This window comes from uncultured Eubacterium sp. (assembly GCF_937958975.1).
Taxonomy (GTDB): Bacteria; Bacillota; Clostridia; order Lachnospirales; family Lachnospiraceae; genus Eubacterium_G.
Map to the genome: position 1 here is coordinate 37329 of NZ_CALGRE010000052.1, position 17724 is coordinate 55052.

General features: G+C 35.0%; 16 protein-coding genes and 1 other RNA gene. 1 reads left to right on the plus strand and 16 read right to left on the minus strand.

Annotation, left to right across the window (positions count from 1 at the left end):
* Positions 1 to 60: 60 nt before the first annotated feature.
* Complete coding sequence (locus tag Q5O86_RS09715) at positions 61 to 1503, minus strand: cell wall metabolism sensor histidine kinase WalK (RefSeq protein WP_302626951.1); 1443 nt, start codon at positions 1501 to 1503, stop codon at positions 61 to 63.
* 1 nt (position 1504) lies between these two features.
* Positions 1505 to 2167 (minus strand): response regulator transcription factor, encoded by a 663-nt coding sequence (locus Q5O86_RS09720; RefSeq protein WP_302626952.1) that lies wholly within the window; start codon positions 2165 to 2167, stop codon positions 1505 to 1507.
* A 183-nt stretch (positions 2168 to 2350) separates the two neighbouring features.
* Between Q5O86_RS09720 and Q5O86_RS09725 the strand changes: the two genes are divergently transcribed.
* Positions 2351 to 3208 carry a YihY/virulence factor BrkB family protein gene (locus Q5O86_RS09725; RefSeq protein ID WP_302626953.1) on the plus strand — a complete coding sequence of 286 codons (858 nt, stop codon included), beginning with the start codon at positions 2351 to 2353 and terminating at the stop codon, positions 3206 to 3208.
* An 18-nt stretch (positions 3209 to 3226) separates the two neighbouring features.
* Here the strand turns inward: Q5O86_RS09725 and Q5O86_RS09730 are convergent, their stop codons facing one another.
* From Q5O86_RS09730 to Q5O86_RS09790, 14 genes are all read right to left on the minus strand, one after another.
* Complete coding sequence (locus tag Q5O86_RS09730; RefSeq protein ID WP_302626954.1) at positions 3227 to 3850, minus strand: GyrI-like domain-containing protein; 624 nt, start codon at positions 3848 to 3850, stop codon at positions 3227 to 3229.
* 68 nt (positions 3851 to 3918) lie between these two features.
* The gene (locus Q5O86_RS10930; protein ID WP_368074769.1) at positions 3919 to 4143 is read right to left on the minus strand and encodes a WYL domain-containing protein; all 225 of its coding nucleotides are present in this window, start codon (positions 4141 to 4143) and stop codon (positions 3919 to 3921) included.
* A complete protein-coding gene (locus tag Q5O86_RS09735; protein WP_368074770.1) occupies positions 4089 to 4568 on the minus strand; it encodes a helix-turn-helix transcriptional regulator in 480 nt (159 codons plus the stop codon). The genes Q5O86_RS10930 and Q5O86_RS09735 overlap by 55 nt, the downstream gene beginning before the upstream one ends.
* A gap of 244 nt (positions 4569 to 4812) precedes the next feature.
* Positions 4813 to 5259, minus strand: coding sequence for a GNAT family N-acetyltransferase (locus tag Q5O86_RS09740; RefSeq protein ID WP_302626955.1), 447 nt, complete (start codon positions 5257 to 5259; stop codon positions 4813 to 4815).
* A gap of 209 nt (positions 5260 to 5468) precedes the next feature.
* Positions 5469 to 6839 carry a SpoIID/LytB domain-containing protein gene (locus tag Q5O86_RS09745; protein WP_302626956.1) on the minus strand — a complete coding sequence of 457 codons (1371 nt, stop codon included), beginning with the start codon at positions 6837 to 6839 and terminating at the stop codon, positions 5469 to 5471.
* Positions 6840 to 7136: 297 nt separating this feature from the next.
* A non-coding RNA gene (ssrS, locus tag Q5O86_RS09750) (6S RNA) lies at positions 7137 to 7314 on the minus strand.
* A gap of 216 nt (positions 7315 to 7530) precedes the next feature.
* Positions 7531 to 9222: a phosphoenolpyruvate carboxykinase (ATP) gene (locus Q5O86_RS09755; RefSeq protein WP_302626957.1), complete on the minus strand. Its 1692-nt coding sequence runs from the start codon at positions 9220 to 9222 to the stop codon at positions 7531 to 7533.
* A 234-nt stretch (positions 9223 to 9456) separates the two neighbouring features.
* A complete protein-coding gene (locus tag Q5O86_RS09760) occupies positions 9457 to 10113 on the minus strand; it encodes a UDP-N-acetylglucosamine pyrophosphorylase (RefSeq protein WP_302626958.1) in 657 nt (218 codons plus the stop codon).
* 34 nt (positions 10114 to 10147) lie between these two features.
* Positions 10148 to 11968 (minus strand): glutamine--fructose-6-phosphate transaminase (isomerizing), encoded by a 1821-nt coding sequence (gene glmS, locus Q5O86_RS09765; RefSeq protein ID WP_302626959.1) that lies wholly within the window; start codon positions 11966 to 11968, stop codon positions 10148 to 10150.
* Positions 11968 to 14067 carry a DNA topoisomerase gene (locus tag Q5O86_RS09770; RefSeq protein ID WP_302626960.1) on the minus strand — a complete coding sequence of 700 codons (2100 nt, stop codon included), beginning with the start codon at positions 14065 to 14067 and terminating at the stop codon, positions 11968 to 11970. Before Q5O86_RS09770 ends, glmS begins: the two co-directional genes overlap by 1 nt.
* Before the next feature lie 9 nt (positions 14068 to 14076).
* On the minus strand, positions 14077 to 14652 hold the full coding sequence (yfbR, locus tag Q5O86_RS09775; RefSeq protein WP_302626961.1) for a 5'-deoxynucleotidase: 576 nt from the start codon (positions 14650 to 14652) through the stop codon (positions 14077 to 14079).
* Between the two features lie 145 nt (positions 14653 to 14797).
* On the minus strand, positions 14798 to 16288 hold the full coding sequence (gene thrC, locus Q5O86_RS09780) for a threonine synthase (RefSeq protein ID WP_302626962.1): 1491 nt from the start codon (positions 16286 to 16288) through the stop codon (positions 14798 to 14800).
* 13 nt (positions 16289 to 16301) lie between these two features.
* Entirely contained in the window at positions 16302 to 16787 is a 486-nt protein-coding gene (gene leuD / locus Q5O86_RS09785; RefSeq protein ID WP_302626963.1) for a 3-isopropylmalate dehydratase small subunit, read from the minus strand.
* Positions 16788 to 16796: 9 nt separating this feature from the next.
* A partial coding sequence (locus Q5O86_RS09790; protein ID WP_302626964.1) for a 3-isopropylmalate dehydratase large subunit occupies positions 16797 to 17724 on the minus strand: 928 nt, incomplete at its 5' end.

Sequence of the window (17724 nt, forward strand, 5' to 3'; positions counted from 1 at the left end):
TGGATAGATTCAACAAGTATTCGTCAAATTGTAAACAAATTGTAATTTGTTATACTCCTTCTATTCCGGAAATTTCAGAATGAATCTGCTTCCCTCTCCCAGTTCACTAACTATAGACATCTTTATATTATGTTTTTCTAAAATCAATGAAACCAGAGCAAGACCCAAACCTGCACCTCCATTTTTTCTACTGCGAGATTTATCAACCATATAAAATGGTTCTAAAATTTTATTCTGCTCATCCTTTGGAATCCCTCTTCCAAAATCCTGCACTTCAATACATCGGTCAGTTGCACGCAATACAATTTTTGCGCCTTCTTCACTTGCCTTTACCGCATTATCTAAGAGATTGATAAGCACATCTGTCATCAAATCAAAATCAACAATAAAATATTCTCCCTGCTCCACAATTTGGAGAGCAATTTTTTTATTTTTTAAAATCATCTCACAGGACATTGCCGCTGATGAAAATAGTTTCTTTATTGCCACCTCTTCCAATTCTAATTCCGCATTTTGTCCCAATTCCAGCAGATTCGTCATTTTTCTTGACAACCGTTCCAAACGCCTGCATTGTTCTATAATATAAGTCAATGCTTCCTCTCTATCTTCATCACTAATCCTGGCACTCAACAATGTTTGAGCATAACCTGAAATTGCCGTCATTGGTGTTTTTAATTCATGCGTTAAATCTCCCATAAATATAGTTTTTCTCTGTTCAGACTCCCGAAGCCGATTGGTTCGAACTTCAACTGCCTCTGCCATTTTATTAAAATTCTCTCCCAGCTGACCAACCTCATCTTTTCTATTCACCACAATCCTCTGGTGATAGAACCCTTCTGCAATATTTTTTGCATTCTCATTCAGCTCCTGCAATGGTCTTAATTCTTTTTTTAATATCAAGCGAAGAATCAAAACTGCCATGAAAAGAATAAAAAATGTAATACCAATCATTAAAGTCATTAATTTCAGCATTTTTTCCTGTACATAAGTTACATCATGTATTTTGTATAATAGCATTGCATCATCAATAACCACTCGGAATATTGTATAATTACGCCCTTCATAATGCAGACTACTGTAGAGTATACCGGGATTATCCTGTACATTTTTCCTATCGTTAAGAGAAATCTCTTTATAATCTAATATTGTTAGCTTTTCAAAAGAGAAAATTGTATTATTAAAGACTTCATTCACATCTTTTTGAGTTAATCCTTTCTCTCCAATATATTTCTCCGGATATTTTAACGTGTAGCAGACATTATAATTATCTCCATACATCTTAAAAATATAGTTTAAACTCACAAGATTATTATAAGTAATCTGCCGTTTTTCCATATCTGTCTTCACTTTATCCGTTACTTCCATACTTTCCTGGTACGCTTTAATAAATGCTTCTTCTCTAAGGCTTCGGTACATAAAAATTCCAATTATTATTACACAGAGCAATGCAGATAATAAGACCGTTATACTACTAATCCATATGATTCTTGTCCTTAATTTCACATTATTCCTCCAGACGATAACCCATTTTGGAAATCGTTTTAATATGTTCTCCCAAGCCTAATTTCTTTCGAATCTGTCCAATATGAACATCTACGGTCCTAGTCTCTCCAATATAATCATACCCCCATACCAGACTCAAAAGTTTTTCTCTGGAAATTGCTATGTTTTTATTCTTCACAAGAACTGTTAGCAACTCAAATTCTTTGGGTTTTAATAATATCTCTTTTCCTTTTTTTCTCACTGTATGTTCTTCGATATTAATTTCCAAATCCCAAATTTTCAATATATTTTCCAGCTTGTTTGAGCGTTCTAAAACTTTTTCAATTCGAACCATCAATTCTAATACCTCGAAAGGCTTAACAATATAGTCATCTGCTCCGCCTTTTAGTCCACGAATTTTTGATTCTAAATCATCTTTTGCAGTCAAAAATATCACTGGGATTCCATATTGTTTCACGATGTCAAATAATTGAAAACCATCTATTCCCGGCAACATCACATCCAGTAATATCAAATCATATGTATGATTCATCTGAATTTCCTCTGCCGCTTTGATTCCATCCATGAAAATTTTTGTATCGTATCCCGCCACCTTCAAATTCATGGCTATCATTTTAGCAATAGCTTCTTCATCTTCCACAATCAAAATTTTGTTCTTTAACATCTTTTTTCCTTTAAAAAATTTTTATTTTATTATAACATCGACCTATTATATATTCAAACCAGAGGAAAATCAAATATTACTTAAATGCCATCATTGTTACTTTCATGAAAAAATGTTATAATCCCTACATATAATTTTACATAAATGGAAAAATTATTATAAGAGTGAAAAGCAGGTATCTTTATGAAAATAAGAGTGAAATATTTTGTTCAATTTATTTATAGATTTTTTGATAGAATGGGGCAGGACAGAGTTGGTATTTATACAGCTCAGGCTTCATTCTTCATTATTTTATCTATATTTCCTTTTTTATTACTTTTTTTGAATGTAATTGGAATGACCAACATAAACGAAAGCTCTATTGTTCATATGATAAACTATTATGCACCAGACATTGTAAGACCACTTCTTGTACAAATTATCAATGAATTGTATACCCATGTATCTGGAACAGCAATATCTATCGCTGCTATTGTTGCCATCTGGTCCGCATCTAAAGGTGTTCTATCCGTTATGTTCGGTTTATATGAAATCAGTAAAATTCATAGAAGAAGGAATTATTTTATTTCCCGTTTTATTTCTATGATATATACACTCCTTTTTTTAATCACAATTATCGTTACCATGGTGTTACTTGTATTTGGTAATAGAATTTTTAATATATTAATTTCACTTTTACCTGCACTGTCAGACATCACTATTTTATCTTTAATATTAAGATATTTAATATCTTTTGTAATTTTATCAACCTTCTTTTTGATTATTTACAGAATTGCAAATATCAAACTCGCAACTGTGAAAAAATGCCTTCCGGGTGCTCTTTTTTCAGCACTGGGATGGATGATTTTTTCATATGTTTTCTCCATTTATATTGATAATTTTTCAAACATGTCATATATGTATGGCAGTCTGACTGCTGTTATTATTATGATGCTTTGGATATACTTTTGTATCTATATACTGTTCATGGGGGCTGAAATTAATAAATTTCTTCATCCCGAAACAGAAGCTCTCTATATTGCGGAACGCCGGGACATCTAATTCCTTTTTTACAATTATTCATTTTGCTATCTTTGTAACTTTGTATCTCAAGATTGTTTTTAAATTGGCTTTTTTTGTACGGTTGGCATTATTCAAATAAATTTCACGATGCTCTTTTCCCATACGCTTATAACCGTGTTCCATACAATATCTATCCATAATCTCAAACGATGCAGGCTCATCATCAAACGCTCCTTTATGCAATACTTGAATACACCTGCCATCGCAGAGTGTTTCAAAAGAAACATCTATGAGATACGGATTGTCTTTCTTGCTCTTAACATCCTCTAATGCATTATCAAACATCTCTCTGGTAATAAAATCCGGTTGCCGTATCATGATACGGTACTGCAATTCTTCTTTTACCAAATATTCTTTTTCAGAAGCCATGCTCCATATTCCCTCTAAAGGATATACAGTATAATCTGTTATTTTGTTGCTTTTTTCGGCAAGCACTTTATATGCCATTTTAATTTTATAAGCTATCAAAAACAGAGCAGCAACCTTATCTGAAAAAATTTCATCATTAGGATTTCCACTGCCAGAAAGAATGATATATTTCCAGGCAGGAATATCAATCACGCAAGGTTTTATTTTTGCACCATATATTTCTTTCTCCTGCTTTTTCCATTCATGTTTCATTTTCATTCCTCGCTTTCTCAAATAGAATTTACAGGAGAATTATATCACATATATACTGACACCCTATGTCAGGATTTATATTTCTCATAGATTTTCTTTGCCTGTTCTGCCACAATGTCTTTCAGATATGCAGGCTCTATAATATCTACTTGTGTTCCAAATGACAATAAATACCCTATTAGCCATTCATCTTCTGGCATTTCAACAGATACAATTAAATCTCCATTTTCTTTTTTGCTTACCCTCGTATTGTCATTACTCCGCAGGAATTTGCATAAATTATTTTTACACATCTTTGATGAATTATCGCTGATTTTAGAAAATCAAATTTCTCATTGTCAGTTCCCTTGTTGCCCCATCTGGAAAAATCTACTTCAAGCCAATTTTCCGAACTAATATTAAATATCGCAGAAAGTTTTTGCAATGTTTGATTGTTGCCAATATTGTTCGTAGAATTGATACTTTGTAAGGCCGTTAGAATTTCCTGCTTTTCTTCTTCTGACAGCACTGCCTTATCTAAAACAAAATCATTCATTAGATGAATGCCGCCGTTTCGCCCTGCTTCTGCATAAATAGGAACACCCGCACCACTTAGAGCGTCAATATCCCTGTAAATCGTCCTTACAGATACTTCAAATTTTTCTGCTAATTCTGGAGCAGTAGCCTGTCCTTTATCAAGTAAATGATACACAATCCTAAATAATCTGCTTTCCTGCATTGCTAGTTTCTCCTCTGATAATAGAATACCATCAAATTCCTGACACTATATGTCAACATTTATTGTAATCATTTTTTTACTCGTTATCAACTGAGTAGGCATAAATAAATTTTATTTCACCCCAAAGCAAGGATAAATAGGGAATACTTTTCTATTCTGTACCGCCTATATCTTTGACACTTTTCAAAGCTAATAAGAGAGCAATGTATCAGCAGGCTGTATACATATACTATCTTATTGAAATTTATCTATCTAATCTCATATATAAAAGAGGATATGGATTGCCTTGTTCATCACACTCCGTTCTTTTATAAACTTTAAATCCTATATGTTCATAAAAACCTTTTGCAAGAGGATTTTGCTCATTAACTGCTAAATCATTAACTGAATGTTTTTCTATTCCATATTTAAGCAATTTTTTTCCTAATCCTTTTCCCCTTTCTTCATGAGAGATAAAGAGCATTTCAAGATGTTGCTCGACAATCCCCATAAAACCAACAGGAATTTCATTTTTGTTTTCTATGATGATTAAACAAGGTATTTCTTTTAATGCTTGTGGTACATACTTCTTAATGTCTTCTATTTCATCCTCCGATAGAAAGAGATGTGTTGCTTTTACAGAACTTTCCCACACATTTAATAATTGCTCTATCAAGAATGCAGTTCTATCTTTTACCTCTATAATTTTCAAATTCTTATCCTCCACAAACTCCTATCTTTATCTTACAACAACATTAACAATATACCACTCCATTGAATATAATTCCACATAGTGTTTAAACGAAATGCAGAGCTTTTTATTACCCTGCACTTCATTACACCTATGCTATTGCCGACAAGCCATCTGCTTATCTTTACCGTATATATTCCTCATTGTATGGAATGTTCGTCTAATTTATATTATATTGAAGAAAATTTTATTCCATAATAAAATTTCTTCAATATTTTTTTGTATGACAGACCTTTTTTTGCCAGTTCTATCGCTCCATTCTGACTCATACCGCTTCCATGTCCGAAACCTCCACCATAGATTTTATATCCTATCCCATTTCGTTCATCAGTAATTTTTTCAATATAAATAAATGCACTTGGAAGCATTTCTATCTCATTTCTCACCTGCTCATCACTTAAATGTAGTTTTCCGTAACACGAACACAATGCTTTCCTGATTTCATTTTGATTCTGCATTACAATCTGCCGCTTTTCACCATATACTGTAATCTGAGATGCAATTCCACCGGTTCCTCTGCTATTTACTTCAATATTATGTATTTTCCCAACATTTACCCCCATTGTCTTATAAATTGAATTTTCTATCTGCTCTGATGATAAATAAATAGTCCATCTGTAATATGGATAATCCTTTTCATAACCTCTTGGTTTCTTTGTTATAAAGTTTTTAAATTCATTGTTATCCTGATAATTTATAGTATCTCTTCTTGTCAGGTTACTCCCCTTTAAATACTTTTGTTTTTGTTTTCCCCAAATTTTATAATCTGTTGTATATCCACATGATGTTGAAAAATAGTATGCCCTTATTACCTTTCCCTTATATTTCATTATAATATTTTTTGTCTCTTTTGCCGCCCGCTCACATCTCTTTCCCGGTCTTATCCTGTTATATACCTGAAAGTTTGTACTGTCATCTGCTATGGCATCATACTTTTTATATTCTTCCGCTTTCGATTTTATAATAAAATTTCTGGCACATACTGCCTGTGCTTTTAATGCTTCCATTGGCGCCTGCTCACCAATTTCACTGGATATTACACCGGCAATATAACTTTCTATATCTACCTGATTTACTACAACAAGGCCACTTCCAGTCTTATATATGTAAAACATTCCACTGTACTCCGGCGAATCATGTTCTATGTTATGTCCTTCCCACTTGATTTTTCCTTCGGAAGAAACCTTTAATACATTATTATTGTCAAAATATTTACTCTCTGCACTAATACTTGCTGTTTTACATCTCTTCTGGTTGCTATAATTTTTATCATAAAAAATCGTGAGTGCTTTTGCCTTCAATTTTATATCAGTGTGATAAATCGATGTATAATTATCCTTCATTATTATTACTCTGACACTCCTACTTTTTTCTCCTGCATTTTCCTTTTTTATTTCTGTCGCCTGTTCTTTAACAACTTTTGCTGCCGGTTCTGCTTTATCAATTCCACTTATTTTTTGAAGTACCTCTTGACATTTTATTCCCGTTATTACAATTGTAAATAAAAATACCAGCGTTACTAATAACGTTATCTTTTTCATACTCCCCCCTATTTTAGTTTATAAAACATTTTTTCGAAGAACAAAGTGTCTTCGATACCCATCGGAATCAAGGACACTTTGTTTATTATCTGCCTTTTCATCTTCAAATAAGACAAAGAACTTTGCAAGGCAATATCATTTTCTGTCGAAACATAAAAGAAAAAACGCAGCATATTTATGCTGCGTTTTTTTGTATAAGCGACAAGGAAAAATAATTCGCTTGCTGAATTACTTTTGATGCCACATATAATCCCAGAATACGGCTAATGTCGCTTCTGGTGATTCTTATTTTTCTTATGTATACCCGAAATGCCGCTCCTGTGTTTTGAGTCCTAGCAAACGCCAGGTGGGCAACCGCATCTAAAGTTCTGAAGTCCACTACTTTGAGGCCTGACATCTCTCTAGAAATATAGGAATCCCTTTTATCAAACTGTAGGTTCAAAATTGACAGGTATTTCAAACATTTCAGGTAACTCTATTATAAAGTATGAGTAGAATTTTTGCAATAATTTTTGTATGGCAAAATTTGTGTAATTTCGGCAAGGTGGAAACAAGCCATGCTTCACCTCGAATATGCTTCGCTTCTTCTCGGTGAACGGGCTTTCGCCCTATAAGAATAAAAAAGAAAAGATGCTCATGAAAGCAAGCTTTCTTCGCATCTTTCCTTTTTTATTCTTGCATGGCTTAATGCTTACGCAAGTTCATTTACTACTTTCTTGACTGCTTCTAATGCTTCGTCAGGAAGTTTATCATATCCTTCTTTGTTTGTTGCAAATCCTTCAATGGCTTTTACTCTGTTTTCCATTGCTGCCTTAAGTGCTGCTTTGTAATCAGTATCATTTAAGTCTGCATTGAAGTCTTCCCATTCCATGATTTCTATATCAGATAATGGACCCCACTCCTTAAATTCTGCTCTCTTTTCTACGATTGTTTCAAGGATTCCAAGTGTGTCTTTTGGCTGTACCTTTTTACCCATGAAATCACCTGTGTTAATAATATAACAATCAACGTTCTTCTCTTCTACTAACTTCTTAAACTTAACATAATCATTTACCAATGGATATGTTCTAAATGGGTTAGCATAAGGAACAATTCTAAGTGCATTCATATCTGTACCGGCTGCAACACGCTCTGCTGTAGATGTCTTTGTTGCGAGTGTTGCTCCCATTACTGCTGCAAGAGAAGCTCCTTTTAACTTAACTACCGGTGGAATTGTAGGATCTTTCATAATCCAGAAGATTGCATTTACTGGTGCGTCAATCTTATCTACACGGTTTGGTGACCATAACTTTGACTTAATTGCACGTCCGTTACCATTTCTGATATCTTCTGTCACTAACTGAATCTTTCCATCCTCGTCCATTGTTGCGCCACAGTTCTGTACTGTTAAAAGATACTGATTATCAGGGCATCCTGTTGGATAATCTGCTGTCTTATCAAAATATGTAGGCTCTAATGCTACAGATGCACATGTATCTGTATTGATAATAAAAGCATCATCATGAAGAACTTTGATTTCATATTTTCCATTATGCTTAGCATGTGTAAGTGTTGATTTTCCTGAACCTGAAAGACCATATACAGAAGCAACATATTTTGAACCATCTTCTAATAAATACTCTTTCTGTCCACCATGACATGAAGCATATCCATTTCTATTGGCAAGAGCCCAAGCCATTGTAAGCGTACCCTTCTTGTGTTCTCCAAAATACTTCATACCAAGAATGGCTGCACAGTTCTCGTCTGTATCAAAATAGCAAAGTGTAAGAGGGTCACTCAAACAACTATAATCTACATCCGGACTTTCTGTCGGCATCCACTGTGGATTCGAGAATATGTAAATATCAGGTTCTTTTCCATCACCTACCGGTTTTGAATTTTTATACATCTTTACATATTCATCTGACTGATACTGGAAATTTAACATCCAGTTGTAAAGTAAATTTTCTTCTCCTTCTGGAATAAGAAGATGAGCTTTTACCATAAATTCAGGGTCAAGTCCTACAAAACATGTTGCATGATACATTTTTGTATTGCGTGTTTTGTAAACTGCATCCATTACTACCTTATCAAGTTTTGTATCATCTACGCCCGGCTCTCCTTTAATTCTACGAGCAGCAGCGTAACGTCCTGTTACTGCACCATCATTGAAAAGTAATACCTTTGCATCACTATCAAGACCAAATTCTTCTCCTCTGTAAACAGGCATATCTGTTACAATTGTTCCCGGAGAATTTTTCGCTAAATTATAGGCTTCTTTAAGAGTGTTTACTTTAACAACATTGTTACCATAAAATGCTGTCTCAATGATTGTTCTTGTCTTAGAAAATCCTACTTTACCAGCACCAATTTCGTCAATTTTGTAATTTGCTTTTGTTGACATTTTTAGTCCTCCTAATTTAATTATATTAAACCTGATAATGCAGGTTTGTTAACATTTTAAAAAACCATTTGCCATCGATTATCTCATTATTCACAATGAATGTCAAGAATTTAACAACTTTTTCATAATATGTTTATTTTATAAAGTGTACACTTAAGATTGTTATCACCTTACTTTTTCACATATAATAACAAGAAGCTATTTGCCAATCTTTTATCGGCAAATAGCTTCTTTCTAAAATTTCTGAACAATACTGTCTTTATTCTTAAAAATGCTGTTCTCCGGAATTACTCCCCTCACGCTGGACAATGGATAGATATTTGTATTTCTTCCAACAACCGTTCCCGGATTCAGAACAGAATTACATCCCACTTCTACATAATCACCAATCATGGCACCAAATTTTTTCAAACCTGTCTCAATCTTTTCATGACCGTTTTTCACTATAACTAAAGTCTTATCAGATTTTACATTTGATGTAATAGAACCTGCTCCCATATGAGAATGTGTTCCAAGAATACTATCTCCCACATAATTGTAATGTGGAACCTGAACCGTATTAAATAACACAACATTTTTTAATTCTGTAGAATTTCCAACAACACAGTTTTTTCCAACAATTGCATTCCCTCTGATAAACGCTCCCGGTCTGACCTCTGTATCTGCATCTATAATGAGTGGTCCATTTAATGTTGCCGTCTTTGCTATCGTTACCGATTTGTGAATCCAAATATCTCCTTCACGATATTGAAATTCCTCTTTCGGCAGCGTAGGTCCTATTTTTAAAATATAATTTCCAATATCAGATAGAACCTCCCAAGGATATTCCTTTCCCTCAAACAGTCCTGAGGCAATCGTTTCATTCAAATCATACATTTCTGTAATCTTCATTTTATAATCCTTTCACTGTAAACCAGACTAATATTTACTCAACTGTAACTGATTTTGCCAGATTTCTTGGTTTATCAACATTTAATCCCTTGAGAACGGTAGTATAATAAGCTACTAACTGCAACGGAATTACCGTAAGCATTGGCATCAAAACATCCTCAAGCGCAGGAACTTCAATTAATTCATCCATAACACCCTCGCTAAATTCTGTTCCCTCTTTACAAACCGTTATTGTAAATGCGCCTCTCGACTTAACTTCCATAATGTTGCTGACAGTTTTTTCTAATAAATCTGATTGTGTAGCTACACCAATCACCGGCATACCATCTGTCACTAATGATATCGTTCCATGCTTTAACTCTCCTGCCGCATAGCTTTCTGAGTGAATATATGAAATTTCTTTTAATTTCAGAGAACCCTCCATACTAAGCGTGTAGTCAAGCCCTCTTCCAATATATAAAAGACTTGTCGCCGTAATAAGCTTGCTTGCTACATATTTACATCTATCTTCACATCCCATCGTCTTTTGAATCATCTCTGGAATCTTCTGCAATTCGTCCGTCAGTCTTCTACATTCATTCTCATCAATACACCCCTTTGCATATGCCAGTTCAAATGCCAGGAGATACATTACTGCCATCTGTACAGAAAATGCCTTTGTAGAAGCAACCGATATCTCCGGACCTGCATGTGTATAAATTACCATATCAGACTCTCTTGCAATGGAAGAACCTTTTACGTTTACAATAGATAGCACTTTCGCACCTTTTTCATGCGCTAAATGCAGCGCAGCTTTGGTATCAGCAGTCTCACCTGACTGCGAAATAACGATAACTAAATCTTCCTGCGTTACAATTGGGTCCCTGTACCTAAACTCTGATGCAATATCAACAGTTACTTCTGTTCTTGCTAATTTTTCGATGACATATTTTCCAACCATCCCTGCATGCATGGCAGTTCCACATGCAACAATAAATAATTTTCTATATCCTTTTAACATTTCTGCTGTAAGACCACATTCAGATAAATCCGGCATACCATTTACAATTCTTGGCGCTATTGTCGTTTTCACAGCTGTAGGTTGCTCATGAATTTCCTTTAGCATAAAATGTTCATATCCACCTTTTTCAGCAGCATCCATATCCAGGTTTGACTCTTGAATTTCCTTTGTAAGCTGCTGTCTGTGTATATTACAAAACTCAACTCTGTCCTCTTTAATTGTTGCTATTTCATTTTCTTCCAGCAAATAATATTTTCTCGTATATTTTAAAATTGCCGGAACATCTGAGGCAATAAAGTTTTCTTCCTCTCCGACTCCTATAATCAACGGGCTGTCTTTTCTTACAGCAAATATTCTATCAGGAAAATCCTTAAAAATAATGCCGAGTGCATAAGCCCCTCTGATATCATTTAAAGCATTAATAATAGCCTCTACCGGATTGCCGGTATAATAATAATCTAATAATTTTGCCACTGTCTCTGTATCGGTTTCACTTACAAAGGTATACCCTTTTCCAACAAGAAAATTTTTTATATCTTTATAATTTTCAATAATTCCATTATGGACAATAGATACTCTTTTACTCCCATGAGGATGAGAATTAATGTCAGACGGCTCTCCGTGAGTTGCCCATCTGGTATGTCCTATTCCACAATGTCCATCCGGCTTATGGTTTTCTTTTATCTTATCTCTTAAATTTTTCAATTCGCCTTTTGATTTTTCAACAGAAATCTGTCCATTTTCAAAAACTGCAATTCCAGCTGAATCATATCCTCTATATTCAAGCTTTGATAACGAGTCTAACAGCACATCTGTACAATCTCTCTCCCCAACATATCCTACGATACCACACATTATTTCTTCCTCCTATAAAATTGCGCTACATAGTTATAATAACCGGTCATCTGTCCTGCATTGTTCAGATGAATAACATTGTTAAATCTGCCTCTAATAAAATCATTTAACTTCTGCATATATTCCTCTGACGTAATCTGACCTTCTGCCACCTGAGTAAGCCCCAATTCCCAACTGGCAGTCAATTCCGGATTAAGCAATGACTTAATTGAGCCATGCACTACCCCAAAAATCATTTCACCCAACTGTGTAGGCGTGATAACCTGTGTTTTTTTGTTTAAAGATAAATATTTGATATTTACCAGTTTCTTGATAATCTCAGCCCTTGTAGCACTTGTGCCAATTCCTGAACCTTTTATTTGCGCTCTAAGGTCCTCATCTTCAATAAGCTGTCCTGCATTTTCCATAGCAAGAATTAACGAACCTGATGTATATCTTTTTGGTGGTGATGTCTCACCCTCCTTTATCTCTGTTCCGGTTATTTGAATTTTATCACCTTTTGACATATTATGCAAAAGATTAAAAAACTCTTCATCCAGACTTTCTTCCTTATTTTCATTTTGGTTATCATCGGATTTTTCCTGTGTACCTTTTTGTTCTGTAGCTAATGCCTTTTTCTTTTCCTTCGGCACTCCGGCAATTTCTAAATACCCTTTTTGTACCAATATTTTAAAATTAGAGGAAAACTGTTCTGTTGTTGTACCTCCGTCTGAAAATGTTGCAGGCATAATTCCCGTCAGAGTTGCCTTTTTATAAATCGCTGGCGGATAAAAAATGCTTAAAAAACGCCTTACGATAACCATATACACTTTCTGATTTATCGCCTTTTGTCTGGATAATCCGTTCAGTCCCTGTCCTGTTGGAATAATTGCATAATGGTCTGTTATCTTTTTATCATCTACATATTTTGTCTTTTCCATCCCTTTATAAGAACCTTCTTTCAATATATTGAGAGCGAAGTTCCCACATGGCTGATAATTCTGTAATCCACCGATATTTTTATGTATTTCCTTTGCAACTGCCGTAGATAATACTCTTGCATCTGTTCTCGGATAAGTCACCAGCTTACTCTCATACAATTCCTGTACTACGCTCAAAGTCTCATCCGGACTTATTTTAAACATCTTAGAACAATCATTTTGTAATTCAGCAAGATTATAGAGCAATGGCGCCTGTTTTTTTTCATCCTTCATTGTAATTGACTTGATTGTCATCTCTAAAGGATATATCTGCCCGTTGTTTTGTTCCGGTTTGTGAAGCTCTAAAGCTTTCACTAATGCCTCAGCCGTAGTTTTTTCCTTGAACCCATTTTCTTTGTATAAAAACGGTGTTTCAAAAAACTTTGAACCTTTGACAGCTTTCCACTCGGTAACTATACTTCTTCCTGAAATATCTGCATTCGCCAAAACACGATAAAATGGTGTTTTCACAAAATTTCTAATTTCTCTTTCACGATTACATATCATACCTAAAACACAAGTCATAACGCGTCCTACGTTGATAGATTTCCAACCACTCTTCAAATAATTTTGAATTGAATTACCATATTTTAAAGTAAGAAGCCTTGAAAAATTAATTCCCATCAAGTAATCTTCCTTTGCCCTTAAATATGCCGCATCAGACAAATTGTCATACGCACTCAAATCCTTTGCCTCTCTGATTCCCCTCAGAATCTCTTCCTCTGTCTGTGAGTCAATCCATACGCGTTTTTCTTTTTTTCCTGTAACTCCAGCCTCCTGAGCTACTAATCTATATATGTAATCTCCCTCTCGCCCAGAGTCGGTGCATACATAAATCGTGTCGACATCATCTCTGTTTAAAATACCTTTTACAATTCCAAACTGCTTTTTTACCGCCGGAATCACTTCATACTTCCACTCGCCCTCCGGAATAAACGGCAGGTCTTGTAAACTCCATTTTTTGTATTTTTCATCGTAAACTTCCGGATAGCTCATAGTGACTAAATGTCCAACACACCATGTGACAATGGCATTATCACTTTCCATATAGCCATCTCTTCTGGAAGTATTAAGTTTTAGCGCCTTTGCAAACTCGGCAGCCACACTGGGCTTTTCTGCAATAAATACTGATTTTCCCATGAAACTCCTCTATTTGTTAATTTCATCTAATGTCATATTATATGATGGTAAAAACTTTTCCATAAAAATTTCTACTTCTTCCATCTCCATATTCTCTACCGATTTTTTAAGTGTTTCTTCTGCCTTTTTAAAATCTGTATTTCCCATATTTTTCTCTTCTATGCATTTAATATATGCAGAAAGCTTGTCGGCTGCCTTTACATATTTCCAGGAAATACTTTCATCTTCAAGCAAAATATTTTCATAGGCACTCTGCATTTCTTCGGGAATTTCTGACAAGAGCTGATTTGCTGCAATATTCTCCACTTTCTTATAAGCATCTCTGATTTCAGGAGCATAATACTTTATAGGTGTCGGTAAATCTCCTGTAATAATCTCAGTTGAATCATGCATAATTCCCAACATAGCAATATGCTCTGCGTTTAGCTCCTTCCCACAATATGTATTTCCAATCACAGCGAGCGCATGGGCTATCACAGCCACCTGAAGACTATGCTCTGCAATATTTTCCGAAATTGTATTACGCATCAACCCCCAGCGATTTATATATTTCATTCTGGCAAGCATACCAAAAAAATTGTTCATAACCTATCTCCTACATTTCAAAAATAACTTATATATTATAACAAATTTTCTAATAATAAGCCACTATTCATTTTTATACAAAAAGAGATTGGTTTTAAGCTTTGACTCTTAAGACCAATCTCTTTTTGTATCAGTAATTCTATTACTATATGCTTAAAAATTTCTTAACAATGTCTTCCATTCCGTCCACTTCTACTAAGTTATTATGACGAACCTCTGCTGTTCTAATTTCCTCAATAGCATTTGGAATGTCTACATTTCCAATCTTTGATAATTCATCTACTAATTCAAAATCTCCAAGTGCATCATACTTAGAATCAATGGCATTCATAACACTTCTGGTAAATTTAAACGGACTGGCAGTGGAAGCAATCACTGTCACTTCTTTATCACCTGTCTCTACAACATATTTCTTATATGTGCTGGCAGCTACTGCCGTATGTGTATCCATTACATAACCTGTCTTCTCATATGTTTCTTTTATGATAGCTGCTGTTTCTTCTTCTGTGGCATAGTTTCCATAAAAATCAACAAGTTCAGCCTTCATGTCATCTGTAATCTCATATTTTCCATCTGTTGTAAGACTTGTCATCAATTCTCTATTCTTTACCGCATTATTTCCTGCAATCTTATAAATTAATCTCTCAAGGTTACTTGAAATCAATATGTCCATCGATGGTGATGTTGTTAGAATAAACTCTCTATTTTTATCATATTCACCTGTCTGAAAGAAATCAAATAATACTTTATTTTCATTAGAAGCACAAATCAACTTTCCAATCGGAAGTCCCATATTTTTTGCATAATAAGCGGCTAATATATTTCCAAAATTTCCTGTCGGTACTACCACATTCATTTTCTGTTCTTTTGCCAATTTCCCTTCCGCATATAACTTAGCATAAGCATAAACATAGTAAGCTACCTGTGGAACAAGACGTCCAATATTGATAGAATTTGCTGACGAGAACTGGAATCCTTTTTCGTCCATTTCTTTGGCAAGTTCTTTATTCCCAAAAATTGCTTTTACGCCACTCTGTGCCTGGTCGAAGTTTCCTTCAATCGCCACAACATATGTGTTATCCCCCTTCTGGGTTACCATCTGTTTTTCCTGAATCGGACTAACACCGCCATGTGGATAAAATACAATAATTCTTGTCCCCTCTACATCCGCAAAGCCTGCCATAGCGGCTTTTCCGGTATCTCCTGACGTAGCTGTAAGGATTACGATTTCATTTTTTACGTTATTTTTCTTGGCTGATGTAGTAAGAAGATGAGGCAGTATTGATAATGCCATATCCTTAAATGCAATTGTCTTGCCATGAAATAATTCCAGATAATAAGCACCGTCAACTTCAGCTAACGGAGCAATCTCCTCTGTATCAAATTTAGAATCATATGCCTTATTAATACAATTCTTTAATTCTTCCTCAGTAAAATCTGTAAAATATAATTTCATAACCTCATATGCAACCTGTTGATATGTCATCTTAGACAACTCTTCAATTGTTACATCAAGTTTTGGTATTTCCAAAGGTACAAATAAACCACCGTCGTCTGCTAACCCTTTTAAAATAGCCTCTGATGCTTTCAGTGTTCCCTCTTCACTTCGTGTGCTCTTATAAAGTATCTCTTTCATCCTTTTCTCCTTACTATTTATTATTTATGTAATTTATCAATCCGCCATTACTAATAATATTCTGCATAAACTCCGGAAACGCCTGTCCCTGATATTCTTCGTCTTTTGTCTTATTATAAATTTTTCCGCTGTCAAAGTCTACTTCAATTTCATTTCCTTCTTCAATTCCTTTTGCAGCCTCCGGACACTCTATAATAGGAAGTCCGATATTAATAGCGTTACGATAAAAAATTCTGGCAAAAGTCTCTGCAATAACGCAGCTCACTCCTGCCGCTTTAATAGCAATCGGAGCATGCTCTCTCGACGAACCACATCCAAAGTTTTTATCCGCTACAATAATATCCCCTTCTTTTACTTTATTTACAAATTCTTTATCTATATCTTCCATACAGTGTTTTGCAAGTTCTGCCGCATCCGGTACATTAAGATATCTTGCAGGAATAATAACATCTGTGTCTACATTACTTCCAAATTTAAAAACTCTTCCTTCTGCTTTCATATATACCTCCTATAATCCTAATTCTTCCGGTCCCGAAATTTTTCCTGTAACTGCACTTGCGGCTGCCACTGCCGGGCTTGCCAGGTAAACTTCTGATTCAGGGTCTCCCATACGGCCTACAAAATTTCTATTTGTTGTTGCGATTGCTCTCTCTCCCTTTGCCAAAATTCCCATGTGACCTCCAAGGCACGGGCCACATGTAGGGGTGCTTAAAGCACAACCCGCTTTTATAAAAATTGAGGCAAGACCTTCTTCAATACACTGTAAATAAATAGCCTGTGTAGCCGGAAAAATAATACATCTTACTCCCTTCTTAACTTCTCTTCCTTCAAGAACTTTCGCTGCTATTCTCATATCTTCAATTCTTCCATTAGTACATGAACCAATAACAACCTGGTCAATCTTTACATCACCTACATTATCAATCGTTTTTGTGTTTTCCGGAAGATGCGGAAATGCAACTGTCGGTTTTAGTTCACTTAAATCAATTGTATATTCCTCATCATACTCTGCGTCTGCATCCGGTTCATATACTGTAAATTCTTTTGTGGAATGTTCTTTCATGTATTCTCTTGTCAGTTCATCTACAACAAAAATACCATTTTTCCCACCGGCTTCAATTGCCATATTTGTCATGGCAAATCTATCATCCATAGACAGATATTGAACACCATCTCCCATAAATTCCATAGAACGATATAGCGCCCCATCAACTCCAATCATACCGATAATATGAAGAATGACATCTTTTCCACTGACCCACTTTGCAGGCTTTCCTGTCAAATTAAACTTAATGGCAGATGGAACTTTAAACCATGCCTTACCTGTTGCCATTCCGGCCGCCATATCTGTACTTCCAACACCTGTGGAAAAGGCTCCAAGAGCACCATATGTACATGTATGAGAGTCAGCACCGATAATTGTGTCACCTGCGGTA